The sequence below is a fragment of the Pseudomonas sp. MYb193 genome (genome assembly GCF_002966775.1).
GTDB classification, from domain to species: domain Bacteria; phylum Pseudomonadota; class Gammaproteobacteria; order Pseudomonadales; family Pseudomonadaceae; genus Aquipseudomonas; species Aquipseudomonas paracarnis.
This window is the reverse complement of sequence record NZ_CP023269.1, coordinates 2691590-2709831: the sequence shown is the minus strand read 5'-3', so window position 1 is coordinate 2709831 and position 18242 is coordinate 2691590. Positions and strand designations below refer to the sequence as shown.

Genomic DNA, 18242 nt, shown 5'->3' with positions numbered 1-18242 from the left:
CCGGGGGCTTTCAGGAGATTCATCACAATGGACACCCATTCCCCCACCTATACCCACCTGTTCAAAGAGGACTGGCACCTGCTGTGTTCGGCCTCTTCCATGGCGGCAATCGACTCCCCGATCGCCTACCTGAAGGCGTTATACCTGTTTGCCCAAGCGCTGGAAAAAAGCGGTAAAGGCAAACAGCCCAAGATCACCCTCGACCGGCGACGACCCGAACTCAAGACACTGCCCCTGGACGAACGCAGCCTCAGCGCTGTGATTCCTCAACTCTCGATGATCAACGAAACCCTGTCCCGCCAGATCGACGCTCATCTCAAACAAACCCGCCGTGAATACCGCGGCCGCTCCCTTGATGAGGTGCTCGGCAGGCAACGCTTCCCCTTCGTGCTGCCGTTCGAACGCGCGCATCGCCAGTGCTGGCTCGGTTTGTCCGGCGGCAAGCCACAATTGGGCGAACTCAGTTACCGCATCAGCCTCAAGCTGCCCACCAGCCAGCGCGCGCAAAACACTTACGGCGTGGTCCGGCACGAGGCCTATGAAGCGCAACGTTTGCTGTCCGGGCTGAGCCCTGCCCAGCAGGTGTTATTGACCGAGCCTTTGTTAATAAGAACGGGAGACGTACAGGCAGAAGATTTTTTTACCCAGCACTATGGTACCCAGGAGCAGCCCCTTGAGGAGTTGTCCCACTGGTTGCAGAAAACCGGACTCACCGCCGATCAGACCGAAGCGCTACTGGCCTGCGGCAAGTATGTGCCGGTGCTGTCGAGCAATGTTCTGGCAAGCGCCCTGCCAACGCCGCCGGCCAAGCTGCGCCTGCACGACGGTGCCGCGTACGTGAACGGGCCGATCACCGAGGCTGGCGCGACCCAGTCGCCCCTGTCGATCACTACACAGGACAAGGGTGCTGCGCGCCTGCTCAATACCTCATGGGAACGTTACCAGCGCCTGCACCGAATGATCCGCCTGCAACGCTGGACGCAATTGCCCTTCGACGCACTCGACGCCCTGTCAACGAGCGTCGTGCGGCGTGAACACGAGGGCGACCCGGCGCGGCCCGCCAACGACAACACCCTGCGCGCACTGGGCGTCTATCGCTATCTGGAGCGCCGCTACAGCCTGTCATTGCAAGCCTTTGCCGCCGTGCTGGATGAGATACCGGTGTGGGCACCCGGCACTCGTCTGTCGCTGTACGACCAGCTGTTCAATCCCGCCCCGTTGCCAGGCCAGGCATTGACGCTGGACAGGCCGACACTGGCCTTGAGGGAGGAAATCCCGACAACCCTGCGCCACCAGCTCTGCGCCGGCCTGCACCTGAGCGACACCCCGGCCTCGTTGCACTGGCTGATCAAGCAGGCCCGCCTGCATCTACCCGCTGCTTGCCCGACGCTTACGTTTTATAGCGCGCTGTATCGCCAAACCCGGATCGCGCGGTTGTTCGGGCTGTCAGTGCTCGACAGCTACCATGTGGCAGCGCTGCTGGGCGGTAAGGATTACACCGCCCAACTGGTCAACCCGAGCCTGCGTCGCTCCGGCGTCAATGCCCCTGCCGACCTGCTCGATGTGCTGATGCAAATGGACTGGCTGGTCCGCTGGCTCAGCGACACGGGTCAAACGGTTGATCAGCTTCGCCGCCAATTGCTATTGGATGCCCAATCTCCAGCGCCCCACGTGCAGACGTACATCACCCAACTCGATGAGGTGGTCGAACTGACCCGGCATGGCCTGTTGGCGCAAGAAGACCTCGCTGACCTGTCATTGCCCCAGCCCGAGCCTGACACCAAAGCGGCGCCCATTGCCTGGCATGCCCTCATCGTACAAGGGCTGCTGCACAGCCAACCGCTGCTCAAGCCCGCGCCGCCCAAAGAACTGCCCAATGCGCTGGTGCAGCTTATCGAAGCCCAGACCCTGAGCCTCGACCCAGAAGGCAACACGGCTCTGCACAGCGATGCCAAACAGGCAGTGACCAAGAAGCTGGGCGCGTTCTACCAACAAATGCAGCCGCTGAAAGCAAAAATCGACACGCTGCTCAACGCTCCCTCACACCTTGCCGGTGACCCCGCCGCGTACCTGCAATGGCGCAAACTCGTGGTTCGACAAATTGCCCGAACCGCCACTGCCGAGTCCACCACGGAGCTGCACAAAAATGTACTGCTGAGCCTGCCGGATGCCGAAGTGTCCTTGGGGCTGGCAGTGAGCCGTGAGGCCTTGCAGGCCTTCGTGCTCCATCCGCACTGGCTGAGCCCGGACCACACCGCGGCCTCGCTGCTCAAGCTGACGCTGAGCACGCTGTACCTGCTGCAACGCTTTGCCCATTGCCTGAGCACCTACGGACTGGCCCAGGACAGCGTGCTCGCCTATTTGCAGTGTGCCAATTCATCCTCCGTCGAAGGCTCCGCCATAACTGACAATGAGGCTTGCACTTCGCAACTGGCCGCATTGCTCAAGTGGGATGTCGATGAAGTCAACCTGCTCGTTGAATCCCTGCCTGCCAAACAGGTGAAGACCCTGGCCGACCTGGACTGGCTCCTGCGTTGCCATGAAGCCGTCAGGCTCACCGGCCTCTCCGCCAGCGCCTTGCTCAAGGCTGCCGACCTGCATGCCACCTTGATGAATGAAGACTGGCAACACGTTGGCTCGGCATTGATCGCCACAGCCCCCTAACCCCGTTGTATTTCGCCTGGTTCAAGGAATGACCATGTCTGACACCCTCACCCAACACCTCAACGAACACCTGCGCGACGCGATGCTGGGGTTCTACCTCAACAGCGTGCTGCCTGAAGACACGGCAGTGGCCGATACCGTCAAGACCGTCGACGATGTCTATACCTATTGGCTGCTCGACCCCCAGGTCAGCCATACGGTGCCCACCACCCGTGTCGCCAGCGCCATTGCCAGCCTGCAGCAGTACATCACAGGCATTTACCTGGGCCTGGAGCCCGGCTACGACGAACAGGGCATGAGCGCTGACGAGCAGACCGAGTGGCGAGACCAGTTGCTGTCCTATTCACTGTGGCGCGCCCACCAGCAACTTCAGCACTACCCGGCCACCTACCTGAGCCCTACATTGCGCCATGACAAAAGCGACAACTTCAGGCAACTGGAGAACCAGCTCAACCAATTTCGCATCGAGCCTGCGCCGCTGCAGACAGCCGTCCACAGTTACCTCAGCCGCTTCGAAGCACTTGCCAACATCAAGACCCTCAATGGTTATATCGACGGTGATAAAGACAGCTTTGCCAGCAGCACTTATTACTTCACCGGCAAGTCCAGTCCGGAAAACACCTATTACTGGCGCACGCTGAAAATGGCCTCGGGCGACGCGGCCACTCCGCCAGCCTGGTCCTCCTGGCAAAAGATCCCGCTGTCGATTGACGATAACGTCCCCGAACAGACGATTCGCCCGGTGGTGTTCAACGGGCGCCTCTTCGTGGTGTGGGCCCAATGCATCAACCCGACGTCGTCGTCGAGGGACATCACCCCGATTGGACGAGGTGATGTCGAATCGGAGAAGGAATACCAACAACGGTTGGAAACCCGGATAAAGACCACCTATCTACAGTTGCGCTTGTACTTTTCCTATAAAAAACTGGATGACAGTTGGAGCGTGCCGCAGGCCTGCATTCAGGAATACAGCCTGGCACAGGGCCTTGACGAATTGAGTGCGGAAGACCTGATGAGTGCCACCGCGTCCATCGCCGTACTCGATTCACAAAGCCAACCGCCGTCCCTGTTCCTGGGCCTGAGCGCACAGCCGAACCATCAAACGGCTTCCTCGCACAACGGCCTGCATCGGCATTTCTTTCAAGCGGTACGGCTGGATCAACACTTCAACGTCCATTGGCTGGAAACCCTGGGCAGCACTCGGCGGATGTTCTCCTGGCATAAAGAGTCTGAACTGGCCGGGCGGTACCAGGCCCTGTTCGGGCACCACAACAGGTCAAGATTTCAATTCAGGGCGCCCGAAACGGTCCAGGTCAAAGTTCACTCCCTGACCAACAATGCGCCCCATGGCACCACCCATGGCTGGAATTACGAAGACAATCAACAGCATATCGGCAGTCTTTCGGCTGAGAGCGATATCCGGTTCAACCGAACGACGTCAGTACTGGAGGTCACCACCCGCCTGGCGAAACGCTTCGAACCGCACCGCACTGTCAGGTTCAGCAAGGCAGACGCACTGGTCAATTTGACCATGACCCTCAGCAGCAGCGGTCCTGCCCAGAACGAGACGCTGGCGTTAGGCCCCACCGCCGAGATTTTTCTGAAGAGCGCCAAGCTGGCAACCTTCTCCAACGTGCGCATTGACTTCACCCTCAAGTGCAACGAGACCGGCGTCAGCTATGCCCAATTCATAAAAAATGCAGCGAATCAGCCGACGACCTTTACCCTGCCGCAGATTGAAAAAGATCAAGAAAACCCGACAAGCACGACATTCAATCTGCGCGACCAACGCATTAGCCAAGAAGCCTTCGATTATTTTTTCAATACGCCGGACGCCACCTATACCGTCATTCTCTCGTTCTACAACAATCAAGCGGAGTCCAGCAGCCATGCCTACGACTTAGTACTGGACAAGGTCCAGGTCCAGCAGAAACAACGCCTGTACAAACCCGTGTTGATGTATCCCAGACAGGGAGACAGCGCTTTACCGGAAAGCCCTCACCGCAATAACACGGTACTCGTCGGCCTGGCAGACGCCTCTCGGCGCACCCTGCGCGACACGTTCACTGAACTCTCCGAAACGCACACGCTTGAGGCGCAGATCGAACTCTCCCCCTCGACCTTGCACCCCTACGACGAGGACTCCACTGACACGACGGCTTCCACATTGACGCTGATTCACGGCGTGTTGCTGCTGGAAAGCGATGTGCATTACCCCGACCCCATCATCCTGGGCTACGCGCTGAAAACCGCGACTTTCACCCTGCCGCCCGATAACAGCACCCCCATCATTCCACTGGCTCCGTTTATCCGGCGACTCGCTACCCCGCCCTATGGCACGGCAGAGTTCATCGACTTCAACGGGTCCACTATCGAGTCTCTCGATAAGCCTGAAAACAAACGGGCGCCCATACGCACCAACACCTGCGTGGCCGGGCTGCTGGCAAAAACCGCGGGCGCAGGTTTGCATGAGCTGTTTGCCTTGGCGCCGGATGCCTGGCGCGAGCCGCCATTGCCAGGCAAGAAAGACCCGAGCCCACTGGACTTCCACGGCCCCCATGGCACCTACTACTGGGAGTTGTTTCTTTACCTGCCCTGGCTGTTGGCACAACGCCTGAACCAGGAGCAGCAATACGCCGAGGCCGAAACGTGGATACGCTACGTGTTCGATCCCGTACACCCGTCCGGGTTCTGGCGCCTGCCTGCGCTGCTTACCAGTGCGCCACAACGCCACGACGTCTCGTCCGTGTCCCACCCATTGGCGACAAGCAGCGCGGTACATTTTCGTCAGGCGCTGTACCTGTTGTACGTCGACATCCTGCTCAATCGCGGGGATGCGGCCTACCGGCAAATGACCCGTGACGGCCTGGCCGACGCCAAGTTGTGGTACATCCGCGTCAAGGGCTTGCTCGGGCCAAGGCCGCCGCTCAACCCGGTCGATCCCTGGGCAGCCACGACCCTGGACAAACTGCAAAACCCTTCCACGCTCGATAGCACGACAGTACCTGCGGGCACCTCGCGGCTGTGTCGGTCCCTGAGCCCTGATCTGCTGCTGCGCTGGGACAAGATCGAATCTCGCCTGCACAACCTGCGCCATCACCTGGATCTGACCGGCAAACCCTTGAGTCTGCCGCTGTACGCCGCGACCCTGACGCCTCAAACGCTGCTTGCCGCGTACCAGCAAGGGGCGGTCGGCGCCAGCCTGCGCCCGTCGCTGCGCACCGCCCAGGCCGCGCACTATCGCTTCCAGGTGCTGCTGGGACACGCCTTGCAAGCGGTCGACAACCTGATCCAGTTGGGGACGACCTTACTGTCGTTGTTCGAACGCAAAGAGCAGGCCCAGTACCTGGAAACCCAGCAGCAGCAAGCCTGGGACTTGGCGAGGCTGGCCGTCGAGCAACAGGCCCAGGCCGTACAGTTCGATGCGAGGAACCAGGAGGCGCTGTTGGCAGGACGCCGCATGGTCGAAGCGCGGGTGGCGTTCTTCGAACAGCAGCTCAAGCGAGGCATCAGCCCGGCCGAGGCCCAGGCCACCCAGGAGTACCAAGACAGTGCGCGCTGGGACACCGCTGCCGCCGTGGCACAAGCCGGCGCGGGGCTGGCGATGCTGATACCGAATATTTTTGGCACCTCCAACGGCGGTGTGCGCTACGAGGGCGCTTTTCACGCCCTGCACGCGGCGTCCCAAGGCATTGCCAATGAAAAGCGCGCCAACGCTGCCCACCTGGACCGCACCGACCTGTTTGCCCGACGCGCCGCCGAGTGGGCCCATTCGCTGGAACAGGCACGCCTTGAGCTGGCCCAGGTCGACGCCCAACTGCAGGCTTATACCGAACAGCAAGCCCATACCCGCTTGCAACTGGGCCTGGCCCAGACCAGCCTGGCCCAGGCACGAAGCCTGTACGACCAGCTCGGCAAGCGCTTTACCAACGCCCAACTGTATCAATGGCTCAATGGCCAACTTTCCACTTTCTACTACCAAGCCTATGACTCGACCCTGTCGCTGTGCCTGGCGGCCGAGGCCTGCTGGCAGGAAGAACGGGCTCAGTGGGACAAGCACTTCATTCAAACCCAGCATTGGACCCATCAATATCGCGGCTTCAGCGCCGGCGAAGCGCTCAAGCAAAATCTACTGAGCATGAGTAACGCCTACGTCACCCACAACGAACGTTTGCTGGAGATCACTAAAACCGTGTCGCTGCGCCATCTGCACAGCCAAGACCCGATGGCCACGCGCGACATGCCCTGGGCCGCGCTTAAAGCCGACCTGGTAAAAACCGGCACCTTGACCTTTGAACTGACCCTCAAGCTGTTTGACGACGACTACCCAGGCCATTACCTGCGGCGTATCAAGCACGTCAGTGTGTCCCTGCCCGCCACGCTGGGCCCCTATGAAGACATCAAGGCCATCCTGACCCAAACCGCCAATACCACGCACGTCACCCCCGCGACCAGACACACCGAAGCTGCGGTAAAAAAAGACCTGCGCGCCAAACAGCAAATTGCCCTGTCCAGCGGGCTCAACGACAGCGGCTTGTTCACCTTGAACTTCGACAGCGACGAACGTTACCTGCCGTTCGAATACACAGGAGCGATCTCCACCTGGCAACTGACCTTTCCCAACCATGCCCGGCAAAACGCTCTACTCGAATCCCTCACCGATATCATCGTGCACCTGCGCTACACCGCTAAAAACACCGGAGGTCAACGATGAGCGTGCAGCCGCCCGAACTCTTGGAACCGAAGATTCCGGCGCTGCCCAAGGGCGGTGGCGCCATCCAGGGCCCCGGCGCGCAATGGGGCGCCGTGGGCACACGGGGTGAGGCGTGCCTGGAGGTGCCCTTGCCGATTTCGCCAGGCCGTGGCTTCACGCCGGCGCTGAGCCTGGGTTATCGCAGCGCCCTAGGCAACGGGCCCTTCGGCCTCGGCTGGGCGATGTCGGCAAGCGCCATCAGTCGTGATACCCGCAAAGGCATACCGGCCTACGGTGATGACGACCGTTTCATCAGCCCCCAAGGCATCGACATGATCCCTGAGCGTGATGCCGACGGCGAAATTCAGGCCACGACCTGGGACCACTATAACGGCCTGGCCCTGGGTGAATCCCACCGAGTGGTGCGCTATTTTCCGGTGATAGAAGCGCGCTTCGACCGTATCGAGCATTGGTCTTGCGACAGCGACAAGGCCGGGTTCTGGCTGGTTCAGGGGGCTGACGGCTGCGTGCACCTGTTCGGCAAGACCCTGATCGCGCGCTGTGCAGACCCGAACGACGACCTACGTGTTGCCCAATGGCTGTTGCAGGAAAGCCTCAACCCGCTGGGTGAACAGATCTATTACCACTACAAACACGACGACCAGCCGCCAAGCGCCGCCAGGGACTATCGCGCCCAGCGTTATCTGGCGCGGGTGTGCTACGGCAACCTCAAGCCCCTTGAGCATCTGGCGCTGTGGCGCGCGGACGCCCTTGCTGACAAGCAATGGCACTTCGAACTGCTGCTGGATTATGGTGAACGCCACACCGGCCTGAGCCAAGTGCCGACCTACGCCGAACAACACGCTTGGCCGGTCCGCAATGACCCGATCAGCAGTTATGCCTATGGCTTTGAACTCGGCACCCTGCGGCGGTGCCAGCAAGTGCTGATGTTTCATTACTTCCCCGACGAGCCGAGCCTGGGCGCCGAGCCGGTGCTGACGCGGCGTCTGTTGCTGGAGTACACCCATCGCCACGCCATCGGCAGTTGCCTGAACGCCGTGCACAACCAGGCCTTTGACGCCCAGGGGAACGCCAGTGCCTGGCCGCCTCTGGAACTGGCCTACAGCGCCTTCGTGCCGACGCTGGACGCCGCGCGCTACCAAGCGTTCGACGCCATGGCGGGCATCAACGACGGGCAGCATTATCAACTGGTCGACCTGTACCGCGACGGTTTGCCGGGCATCCTGCACCGCACCGATAAAAGCTGGTACTACCGCGAGCCGCTCAGGGCCCCCAACCCAGCCAGCAGCAATGCGCTGATCTATGGTCCATGGCAGGCCCTGCCACGCATCCCCCTCGCCGATACCGCCCAAGCCACGCGCCAGGCACTGGCGGATCTTGACGGCGATGGGCATCTGGAATGGGTGGTGGCGCAACCGGGGCTGAGTGGTTTTTTCAGCCTCGACTCGCAGCGGCAATGGTCGGGTTTCGTGCCTTTTGCGGCGATGCCCCAGGAGTTTTTCCATCCCCACGGGCAACTGGCCGACCTGATGGGCAGCGGGAGGCTGGACCTGGCCTTGATCGGCAGCGGTAGCGTGCGCCTGTATGCTCAGCGCCAGGACGGCGGGTTTGATCCTGGCCAGGAGGTGCGCCATGCGCCCGACGATGAGGGGCTACCCACCCTCAGCCATTCGCCGGCCGAATTGATCGCCTTTTGCGACCCCCTGGGCAGCGGCCAACAACACCTGGTGCGTATCCGCCATAACGAAATCAAATGCTGGCCCAACCTCGGCCGTGGACGCTTCGGCAAAGGGTTTGTCTTCGCCACACTGGCGTTCGACCACGCCAGCTTCGATGCCGCCCATATTCGCCTCGCAGACCTGGATGGTTCAGGCGCGGTGGACCTGATTTACCTGGCGCCTGAACACGTACAGATCTATATGAACCGCGCCGGCAGCGGGCTGGCATCGGAGCCACTGACACTGCGTTGGCCCGAGGGCGTGCGCCATGACGCGACGTGCCAGGTCAGCTTTGCCGACCTTCAAGGCCTGGGCTGTTCCAGCCTGATCCTGAGCGTGCCGCACATGACCCCCCAGCACTGGCGGTATGACTTCGTCAGTCTCAAACCGTATTTGTTAACCGCCACGCTCAACAACCGAGGGGCCACCACCCAGCTGAGCTACCGCAGCAGCGCCCAGGAATGGCTCGACGAAAAACAGCACTGGCAAACCCTGGGAGTGCCCCAAGGCAGTAGCCTTGCGTTCCCAGTGCAGGTGGTCAAGCGGCAACAGCAAAAGGACCTGGTCAGCGGCAACCGCTCCACCCAGTATTTTCGTTACCGGCAAGCCTGCTATGACCGTGAGGAGCGCCAGTTCCTCGGCTTTGGCCTGGTGTTGCACACCGAGCAGCCCCCTACGGCCGATGCGCAGCCTGGGGTGTTGACCAAACGCTGGTTCCACACCTTTGAGCCCTCGCAGGAGGCTTTTTACCCGGGCGACCCACAGGCGCCCGCGCTGGGGCCAACCTTGCTGGGCCAGTTGGAGACCGGGCGCACAGGAGACACGCTGATCGCCACGCCCGTCGCAACCACCCGCCGCGCGATGCAGCGTGCATTGGCGGGGAGCCTGCTGCGTGAAGAGGTGTATGCCGCCGCCGATGCGCCACCCCAGGCAGTGCCCTATTCGGTGCAGCAACAGCGCTATCTCATACGGCAATTAAGCCCGTCGGCCAAGGCCGGCGAACCGGCGGTGCTGCTGCCACTGTTGCTGGAGTCGCTAACCTGTCGCTACGAGCGCCAACCGGACGACCCGTGCTGTCGGCACATACTCAATCTGCGCTGGGACCGCTACGCCGGCAATCTGCACAGCGTGGTGGTCGACTATGCCCGTCGCAAGACAGCCAGCGACTCCCCACCGCCCGGGCCAGCCCACCAGCAGCAGTGGTGGCGTGACGCACACGACTCAGCGCAGCAGACGTATTACCTCAACGAAACCCGCGCCCGCTTCATTCACCTGGACGCCGCGCAGCGCTGGCGCTTGCACTTGCCCTACCAGCAACGAAGCAACGTACTGGTACTGAGCAAAGAGGCGTTAGCGATTGAAAAAATAAGCTATGAACACTTCATTGCGCAGGGCCCGTCCGATCCACTGGGAACATCTGCCGAACGCAGGCTGGGCGGCCTGTCGGTGCAGCACTACTGCGTGGCGGAGCACACCGAACCCTTGCCGGCCGGCACCGCGAGTTTTCAGGCGCTGCCTGCCTATATCGAGACAGCCGAACTCGATCAGCAAGCGCTGGAGGTGTATGAGGGCCGCACTGTCACTGCTACGCTGAGTGCGCAGCACTATCGGAGCATGGCCGCGTTCCTGTCACCGGACCCCGGGCAGGACGAGACTATCACCCTGTGGTCCCTCGGCCAGGGTTACACCCGTTACGGCCAGGCCGAAATGTTCTATCGGCCTCGTCGGCATCAGGCGAGCCTGAACCATGGATTCACGCAGTCCGAGTACGACCGCTATGGGCTGTACATCATCAAAGTGCAATTGGCGGACGGCTGCACGACCCAGGCGCAGTACGACTACCGCCTTGGCCTGCCGGTGACGGTGACTGACGCACAGCGTACACAACGCTACGCGCACTACGACGCCCACGGGCAGTTGCTGGCGACCGGCCTCAAGGGTGAGGAGCAAGGAAAACCCGTGGGCCATGATGCCCCAACGCCCTTCATCCGCACGCCCGATACGGGCCCGGCGCAGGCCCTGGCTGATCCGAAGGCGGCGTTGCTCAACGCTCAAAGCGCGTGCTTCTACGACGTGTTCAGTTGGATGGGGCGCATTCCACCCGCCAGCATCCAGGCGCAATGGGTAAGCAGCGGCTACCTGCTGCCCAGCGGGCATATTCGTGCCTCGGCGCTGGCACGCCTGAACAGCCTGAGCGCTGCGCTCCCCCATCATCAAACCCTCAAGCGCCTGATTCAGGCGGCCAGGCAAGTGCCGGTGCACGTCGTGGTACTGCACGCCGACCGTTGGCAAGGCACGTCGCAAACGGCGCAGATCCAGGTAGCCCTCGCCTTCAGCGACGGCTTTGGCCGCGTGCGGCAAACCCAGGAAAAGGCGCAACCGGGCCCGGCCTTTGCAGTCGATGACGCCGGTATGTTGAGCTCGGGTGCCGAGCCAACCGATGCCACTCGCCGTTGGCGGATCAGCGGCCGTGTGGAGTATGACAATCAGGGTTGCCTGGCGCGCACCTGGCGACCTTACTTTGCCGACCGTGCCGGCTATATCGACGATGCGGCCTTCAACACCTTGCGTCCCAGCGAGCAGCACTTTCATGACGCGTTGGGGCGCCCGGTACGCGTGCTCAATGCCAATGGCGACACGCGGCGCCAGACCTACCACGCCTGGTACAGCATCGCTGAAGACGAAAACGACACGCACGCGCCGGCCTGACAACAGAGCCGGGCCGTTACACGGCCCGCGCTCCTTGGCCTGACGTTGCGCGTATTAACGGCGGTGAGGGTCCATCACCCTGACCGCCCGATAGTTAAGCCCACTGATGTGCTGGATCATCACCCGATAGGCGCCACGACCGCGCTGCCCGCGATAACGCGGCAAGTCAAAACTGCGGACATTCTGCCCACCCGCCATGGCATGGCCGGTATGAAAATCCAGTGTGCGGTCTTCCAGCCGATCAATCACCCTTCTGAGAATTTCACCTCCGGGGCCATGTAATTCATTCTGAATAGGTGTGACGTCAATCTGGAGGGGCTCAGGCACCAGCCCGGAGGAAGGTCCCGGGCTTACCGGTTGCGCGGCGGGCACCTCAGAAGCGGAGCCTCTGCGGCCCACGCTCGTGACCCTGGTTTGCGGTTGTACTTCGGTATGGGTCAGCCCAGCCGCTGGCAGCGGGCTGGCGCCCACTTTGCGTGCCGGGGCGCGCAGTTCTATGCCTACAAACCCCAACCTGGCAAGCGTAAAGCTAGGGTTACGCTCCGTTCGTGAGGCTGTTTCAGCCCGGTCCCGATGCTCGGTGGGCCCAACGTACCCATAGAGACCGCCCCGCGCTGCCGGGGTCAGCCCGTAGGACAGTTTTTTAGTGTCGGCGGTAGCCAGACGGTGTTCCAGGAAAAAGTCCGCCAACTCGTTGACTTCATGTTCCGTAGCGCCCTGTCGGCGGCCCAGCTCTTGCGCGCCGGCCATTGCGGACTGCTCATAGAACGCTCTTCGCTGAACGTCAGTGGTGCTTAATCGCTGATGCGCGTAAAGCGCCACGCCCACCACACCTGAAATCAGCCCGAAATAAGCCAGTTCAGCCCTATAGCCTATCTCTACCCCTACTCCGTGCCCGATCAACAACACCAGGAGCAGAACCGTCACCACCTCCAGCATCGAGCGGCGCTGCAAACCGTCTTCGTCTACATAACCCATGGGGTTGTTCCCCACCATCGCATACAGGTTCAGCCCATCCACATCCCCCGCCGGGTCAGCGCTGATCCACCGCAACAACCACGGCGCGTAGTACCTGAAGCCGTAGTAATACAGCCCGCTGGCGTCGCGCTCCTTGCCCGAATAACGTCGGGTTTTATAGTTCGCCTCCAAGGCATTTTTTGCCGCCCACCAGGCAGTTGCGCCGAAGGGGTAATAACTTTCCTGGCTCAACAGGCCGGCTGCCTCGTCCAGCTCCAGAGTGCCGCTGCCCAAATGGTCGTCGAGGCTGAACCGCAGTTGCTCGTCCTGCATCTCCTCGGGGCGCTGCTGCTCCCACTGCAACCCTCTGACCGAATGGCGCCCGCCCGGAGCAAGCACCACGTTCAACCACTCGCCATCCGGCCCGTGGCGATGCAGCTCCAGCCCTGGCAGATAAAGCACTTCATGGGTGTGAGTCTGCGTCTTGCCATGTGCCACGCGACGCTTGATGACTCGCTGGCCGGCGCCGTCGTACAGATACACCTCATCGTCATGTTCGCCATTGTCACGCAGCACCTGCGCGACGCGAACCAACTGGTTGCGCCCGTTCCAGGTCAACGCCTGCCCAGGCGCCAGAGCCTGGAGATTGCCACTTTGGTCGAAGCCGTTGCCCAGGCCCGGCGCCTTTGCGCCCTCGCGGGCAATCACGCTGTGATTGCTGTGTTCGCCCACCTGCATCCGTTGGGTATAACCGCTGCCGGTGCTGGGCACATGGCGCATCTGCGTCAGGTTACTGGCCGAGTCGTAGGCATAGTGGCGGGTGTAGTTGCCCCAGAGGTTGTCGTCTGTGGCGCCGAACGTGATTCGCCCCGGCAGTGCGGATGCGCCAGTATTGCGCGCGTTTTCACGGCCAGTGGCCTTGATCAATCGCGACAGGCTGTCGTATTCGAATGTGCTTACTGCCTCCACCTGCACGTTGCTGGCCCAGCGGGTCGGCTGCGCCGCATCGCGGATGCGCAACACATTGCCGACCCGGTCGTAGCTGTAGAAGAGGTCTTGCAGTCGCTTGCCTGCCGAATCCTTGTGGTGGGCGCTCAAGCGTGTCAAACGTCCATCAGTGTCCGAATACTCGGCAACGCTGAGCACGCCATTACCCAAGCGTTCGCTCAACACCTGGCCCGAGGCGTTGACGCTGCGTTGATCCACCAGGGTCTTGCGCGCTCCGCTTTTGAACAGGATCTCGCTTTTCGTCAATTGGCCGTCGACACCGTATTGATATTGCTGGCGATTGCCGCGCGCGTCGACCTGCTCCAGGCGTTGCCCCAGCGCATCGTGCTGCCAGGTGGTGGTGAAGGTCTGGGCTTGCAACTGTGCATCCCGCTCACTCACGGGCAGCGGCCAGTCGGGCGCGGTGTGCGACGTGCACAGACGCCGGGTTTGCTCGGTGATGTTACCTTGCACGTCGTAGCGCTCAACGAGCAACGTGCCTGCCGGGTCATCGTGACGAATCATGCGGCCACAGCGATTGCGCGCCGCCTCCGTAGACGTCATGCCCGCGTAGGTCATGCGCTCGACACAGCGTTCAGCCGCCGCCTCCTCCGCGCGCTCGAATACCGCAACGGGGCGCAGCAACGGGTCGTATTCGAACCGCTGGCGCGTGCCTCGACTGTCCCACTGTTGCACGACCTGGCCGCCACTGCCGAGCAAGCGCGTCTGACGGCCCGCATCCACGCTGTCGGTGCTCAGCACTTGCCCGCCCAAGCTATAACGATGAGACAGATTGGGCTGCACGTCGGGATCGGCAGCGTGCAACTCGAACAGCCTGGGGTCCCACTGTTGCTGCAACAGGCCGCGAGCGTCGAACACCTGCCGCGTGACCTGCGCGCTGGGTGATTGCTGCGCGGTATTGCGATGGTACGCCACGCTGCGCACGGTCAACCCTCGCGGGTCGACCACCGTCAGCGTGGGCGTGTTGTGATGCAAAGAAGACATAACCTGATGACCTGGAAACCAAAGAAGCCTAGAGCCTAGTCATCAAGTCGGTGCCAGCCTGCGGGCCCCGCCCGCTGCGCAGTGTGCGGCGCTTCCGAGGCTGTCGTGAGGCTTACCGGGCGCGGCGCCTCAGGGCACTGGCCGCCAGCCGCTGAAGGCGCCTTGGGCGCCCAACGGGCACCAGGCAAAATCCCAGGCGGGCGGCGGCAATGCCGGTCGCGGCGCGGCTATCGAAGGGTGGCCCTTCCAGTCGAACAGGGTCCAATCGCGCCAGCTCAGGACAATGCCTGCCGCCGGGCTGTCATCCGTCAGCACCCAGCGCGCAGCAGCGGCGGCCATGAAGGCCTCGATCGGTTCCTCATCGATCTGTGTGCGGTACGCCGAACTCAGCAACCAGCGGCATACGTTCAGATGGTAGGTCCAGTCCAGCGGCGGCTGGTTGCGATAGGCCCAGGTCATGAAGGCGCGAAACAGGTTCAAGCCCTCCGGTGGGTCGAGCTTGAGCAACGCCGGGCAGATGTCGAACAAGGTATGCCAGTGAGGCAGCAGGCGTGCATCCAGGTGCACGAAGCAGCGCGAATTACTCGGGTAATCAGGCAGCGCCGGTTGCGCACGCAGGCGCCGCGACGCCTTGCTGACCAGGCGGCCGGCGCCGGCAGGCAATTGAGGGTTCATAGAGTGTTCTCACAATCGTGACGAGAGAATGCCTCCTGGTGACAGGAAGCCCAAGGCACACGTCAGGATGCGGAGAAGCGCGGGGGTTGGCCGAGGGCCAGGAATAGCGCGGAGGCGCCTTGTTGCGCCGCTCATGGGCGACACGCGGGGCTTGGGTGAGGCCGAGCAGCCAGGCCAGGCCGATCAGAAACACCAGGGCAACGGTAACCGCGTTGCACACCGGGCAGGCAAAGTAGTTCGAGATGTTGCTGGAGGACGGGTTCGCCAACCCTTTGTCGGAAATTGGCGACTGCCCGCCGTCCACCGAACAGAACAGCCCGCCGATGCCGTTGAGCTGCTGCCCCATCATCTGGCCATGCCCCAAACCGCAGGCGAACAGGTTCATCAGCACGCAGAAGTACAGGGCCCAGGCGATCAGTGAGCGGTCAGAGTGGCGCAATTTCATGGCGGCGACTCTACCACCGAAGCCATAAAAGGACGAAATGCGACGCGCCCCTGTGGCAGAACGTCGCAGATTACGCGCGCCGGCCAGGGTTGCTAGACTCTGCACCCTTCTCGTTACTCCTTTTCAAAGCCTGGCGGAGCAGCTCCACGGCCCTACAGGCGTTTCACAGGATGCACAGTTGATGAGTACGTTATTCACCCGCCGCAAAGTGCTGACCGGCATGGGCCTGTTGGGCCTGGGCAGCCTGCTGGGCGGCTGTGACTACAGCCCCAAGCTGAACTTCAAGTACGGCAAGGACCTCAGTGACAAGATCATGGGCCGCACCTTCAAGCTCAAGAACACCGACGGCGAAACCGTCACCCTGAGCTCGTACCGCGGCCTGATGCCGGTGGTGTTCTTCGGCTTCACCCAGTGCCCGGCCGTCTGCCCGACTGCCCTGGCCCGCGCCGCCCAGGCCAAGAAGCTGATGGGCCGCGATGGCAAGATCATGCAGGTGGTGTTCATCACCCTGGACCCCGAGCGCGACACCCCCGAAATTCTCGACAACTACGTCAAGGCCTTCGACCCAAGCTTCGAAGCGCTCTACGGTACCCCGGAAGAAATCGCCGTGGCCGCCAAGGAGTTCGGGATCTTTTATGAAAAGATCCCCGCCGGCGACACCTATACCCTCTCCCACACCGCCACCAGTTTCGTGTTCGACACCCGTGGCAACCTGCGCCTTGGCTTGCAGGCATCCCTTACCGCTCAAGAGTGCGCAGAAGACCTGCTCACCGTCATGGAGGTCTGCTAATGACTGCCGTTCAACACCTCAAGCGTCTCACCCTCGGTCTAACCCTGCTGGGCCTCGCTGCCCACGCCAGTGCCCAGGTACAAGTCACTGACGCCTGGGTACGCGCCTCCGTAGTGGGCCAACCGTCCAGTGGCGCCTTCATGACCCTCACCGCCGACAGCGACAGCAAACTGTTGAGCGTGGCATCGCCAGTGGCCAAGGACGTGCAGATTCATGAGATGAGCATGAAGGACGACGTCATGCGCATGGGCCCGGTGGACTCGGTGGCCTTGCCTGCCGGCAAAGCCGTCAAGCTCGACCCCAACGGCTACCACGTCATGTTGATGGGCCTGACCGGCCAGATCAAGGAAGGCGACCAGGTACCACTGACCCTTACGGTAGAAGATGCCAAGGGTGAAAAGCAGGCCGTCGAAGTGAAGGCAACGGCGCGTGGGCTGGATGGCATGGACCACAGCAAGATGGACCATAGCAAGATGCATTGATTGCGCAAACAAGCCTGCAGCTCTTGCTCTGCTCCCCAGTACGTTGGTTGAGGGTTGCCCCTCAACCATAGAATCTTCCACAGTTTGATTGCCGGGAGTGATCAGATAGGCTGTCAGGCCGCCCTCCCCAGGAATCATCGGTAATGCTGTTTGTCGTCATGCTCGGGGGCAAGCACCCGCGGGCCAGGATCGAAGTACACGATGTGGTGTTCGCCGTGGCGGACACCCTGCAAGCCACCTACCCGCAATTACGCGACGCCTGGTTCGGCAGCCCCAAAGGCGTACACATCGATTCATGGATGGCCGTCGATGGCGTCGACGGCTGGAAGGTTGAACTGAGCCACCTGGCGCCCCACGGCGATGCACACCGCCTGTACTTCATCAACCTGGGCGGTTACGAAGCCAATAGCTTTGGCGAGGCCCATCACTACTTGCTGGTGGTCGCCCGCAACAAACAGGAGGCCATGGGCAAAGGCAAGCAGCAGATGCTCAGCCACTGGTCCCAGGCCCACACCGACGCGGTGCTGGATATCGACGACTGCCTGCCCATCGACCTGGTGGACGGCCGCTATATCCACCTGGTGCAAGCGGCGCACCGACCGATCGTGCAGCGCAACGACTACCTTGTGCTGCCTTGAGCCCTCACGGCCAAAACAGTGCCAGCTGAAACCCAGTGGAACTTTGCCGAGAAATAACCGCCTGAATCCGGTACGCTCACCGTTTTTTACTCTAGGAGTTACTCACCATGGCCAAAGCCACCGCCCGTCACATCCTCGTTGCCTCTGAAGACAAGTGCAACGAACTCAAGGCCCAAATCGAAGGCGGCGCTGATTTCGCAGAAGTCGCTAAAGCCAACTCCAGCTGCCCATCCAGCCGCCAGGGCGGTGACCTCGGTTCGTTCGGCCCAGGCCAGATGGTCAAGGAATTCGACACCGTGGTCTTCAGTGCCCCGGTCAACACCGTGCAAGGCCCGGTGAAGACTCAGTTCGGCTACCACCTGCTGGAAGTCACCAGCCGCCAGGATTGATTCAATCCGCGCTGATGCTATAAACAACGGCCCGCCCTTTGGTGGGCCGTTGTGCATCTGATGACTGGC

9 protein-coding genes and 1 pseudogene are annotated in these 18242 nt (G+C 61.8%); 7 read left to right on the top strand and 3 right to left on the bottom strand.

Annotation, left to right across the window (positions count from 1 at the left end; translation table 11 throughout):
- Nucleotides 1-27: 27 nt before the first annotated feature.
- From CLM72_RS12480 to CLM72_RS12470, 3 genes are read left to right on the top strand one after another with little or no spacing between them, the layout of a single operon-like run.
- Nucleotides 28-2664: a Tc toxin subunit A gene (locus CLM72_RS12480; protein ID WP_105226649.1), complete on the top strand. Its 2637-nt coding sequence runs from the start codon at nucleotides 28-30 to the stop codon at nucleotides 2662-2664.
- 34 nt (nucleotides 2665-2698) lie between these two features.
- A complete protein-coding gene (locus CLM72_RS12475; protein WP_105226648.1) occupies nucleotides 2699-7378 on the top strand; it encodes a neuraminidase-like domain-containing protein in 4680 nt (1559 codons plus the stop codon).
- Nucleotides 7375-11805, top strand: a complete 4431-nt coding sequence (locus tag CLM72_RS12470) for a SpvB/TcaC N-terminal domain-containing protein (RefSeq protein WP_105226647.1) — start codon at nucleotides 7375-7377, stop codon at nucleotides 11803-11805. The genes CLM72_RS12475 and CLM72_RS12470 overlap by 4 nt, the downstream gene beginning before the upstream one ends.
- A gap of 54 nt (nucleotides 11806-11859) precedes the next feature.
- Here the strand turns inward: CLM72_RS12470 and CLM72_RS12465 are convergent, their stop codons facing one another.
- From CLM72_RS12465 to CLM72_RS12455, 3 genes and pseudogenes are all read right to left on the bottom strand, one after another.
- Nucleotides 11860-14754: an RHS repeat-associated core domain-containing protein gene (locus CLM72_RS12465; RefSeq protein WP_105226646.1), complete on the bottom strand. Its 2895-nt coding sequence runs from the start codon at nucleotides 14752-14754 to the stop codon at nucleotides 11860-11862.
- A gap of 129 nt (nucleotides 14755-14883) precedes the next feature.
- Nucleotides 14884-15429, bottom strand: a complete 546-nt coding sequence (locus CLM72_RS12460; RefSeq protein ID WP_105226645.1) for a putative natural product biosynthesis protein — start codon at nucleotides 15427-15429, stop codon at nucleotides 14884-14886.
- A 70-nt stretch (nucleotides 15430-15499) separates the two neighbouring features.
- Nucleotides 15500-15874, bottom strand: a pseudogene (locus CLM72_RS12455) (DUF2946 domain-containing protein); the annotation flags it as partial.
- Between the two features lie 181 nt (nucleotides 15875-16055).
- Here CLM72_RS12455 and CLM72_RS12450 point away from each other — a divergent pair.
- The 4 genes from CLM72_RS12450 (at nucleotide 16056) to CLM72_RS12435 (ending at nucleotide 18173) form a co-directional block, all read left to right on the top strand.
- Complete coding sequence (locus tag CLM72_RS12450) at nucleotides 16056-16664, top strand: SCO family protein (RefSeq protein WP_034125726.1); 609 nt, start codon at nucleotides 16056-16058, stop codon at nucleotides 16662-16664.
- Nucleotides 16664-17146 carry a copper chaperone PCu(A)C gene (locus tag CLM72_RS12445; RefSeq protein WP_105226644.1) on the top strand — a complete coding sequence of 161 codons (483 nt, stop codon included), beginning with the start codon at nucleotides 16664-16666 and terminating at the stop codon, nucleotides 17144-17146. Before CLM72_RS12450 ends, CLM72_RS12445 begins: the two co-directional genes overlap by 1 nt.
- Nucleotides 17147-17289: 143 nt before the next feature.
- Nucleotides 17290-17784: a DUF1543 domain-containing protein gene (locus CLM72_RS12440; protein WP_105226643.1), complete on the top strand. Its 495-nt coding sequence runs from the start codon at nucleotides 17290-17292 to the stop codon at nucleotides 17782-17784.
- Nucleotides 17785-17891: 107 nt separating this feature from the next.
- On the top strand, nucleotides 17892-18173 hold the full coding sequence (locus tag CLM72_RS12435; protein WP_014718212.1) for a peptidylprolyl isomerase: 282 nt from the start codon (nucleotides 17892-17894) through the stop codon (nucleotides 18171-18173).
- The last annotated feature ends 69 nt before the right edge of the window (nucleotides 18174-18242 follow it).